Source organism: Weissella kandleri, from assembly GCF_045504165.1.
GTDB lineage: Bacteria > Bacillota > Bacilli > Lactobacillales > Lactobacillaceae > Weissella > Weissella kandleri_A.
In genome coordinates this window covers 1-912 of sequence record NZ_JBJJNY010000031.1, presented here as the reverse complement: position 1 = coordinate 912, position 912 = coordinate 1, and the positions used below count along the sequence as shown (strand labels likewise).

2 protein-coding genes are annotated in these 912 nt (G+C 40.1%); both read right to left on the bottom strand.

Annotated elements, in window-relative coordinates; all coding sequences use genetic code 11:
* Positions 1-284 (bottom strand): IS3 family transposase (locus tag ACJQWY_RS06885; protein ID WP_407076990.1); only part of this gene is annotated, 284 nt, incomplete at its 3' end.
* Between the two features lie 68 nt (positions 285-352).
* Positions 353-912: helix-turn-helix domain-containing protein (locus ACJQWY_RS06880; RefSeq protein ID WP_407076989.1), on the bottom strand; the 560-nt coding region annotated here is incomplete at its 5' end.

The following is a 912-nucleotide window of genomic DNA, read 5'->3' as shown; positions in this document are numbered from 1 at the left end:
TTGAAACGACGGTGAATTTTGTTCTTCACTCGCTTTCCTTCAGGACCCTTAGATGAATCATACTTGCGCGATTGCTTGTTATATCCAACACCTTTTAACCCCATCTCATGCATAAGTCGTTGAACTTTCTTGTGATTTACCTCTGCGAACTCCGGTTGCTTTCGCAACTCTAAATAAACTCGACGCACACCGTAGTGATTATCAGCTTCCCAAATAGCTCTGATAGCCACGTGAAGTGGCTCATCTGGTTCGCCCTTTTTAAACTTTCGTTTCCAATAATGCACTGTACTTTCTGCAACTGGAAGAACCTTTAGAATATCTACCAGTTTAAATTGTGCCTCGAGTCGGCAAGCTACTTCTGCGAGTTGTCGGTTCGTTGCTGAATCGAGGCCAATAATTTTAAAGCTTCATTTTCAATTTGCAATCGGAGTACTTGGTCTTCAAGCTGAGCGAGTCGATTTTCTTCTTCAGTCAAATTGATTGGTTGTTCTCGATTCTTCTGTTTCTTCTTAGGCATATTTGGTTTTCGTCCTTTTTGTATAGACAATAACCCATTTGGCCCAAGTTTGGAATATATATTTTTCCACTGTAATATTTGAGCGATTCCTAAATATCCAAATTTAGCCGCAACTTCAGTATGCGAAGCATTATTCCTGATTGCCCACGACGTTAATTCAACTCGAAATGGCCCAGTTGGTTTTGGTGGATTGAATATCACATCAGGTCCATGCGTACTGTACGCCGCTAAAAGCATTCTAAATGTCGTTCGATTGATACCATAACGTTTGGCAATCTCCGTTTTACTTCCATGCCCTGAAATATATTCCAGGATAGCTTTAAGTTTTGTATGTTTTGAAATTTTAGTCATAAAGAAAACCCCGAAAGTTACTTTAACTTTCGGGGTACGCCACA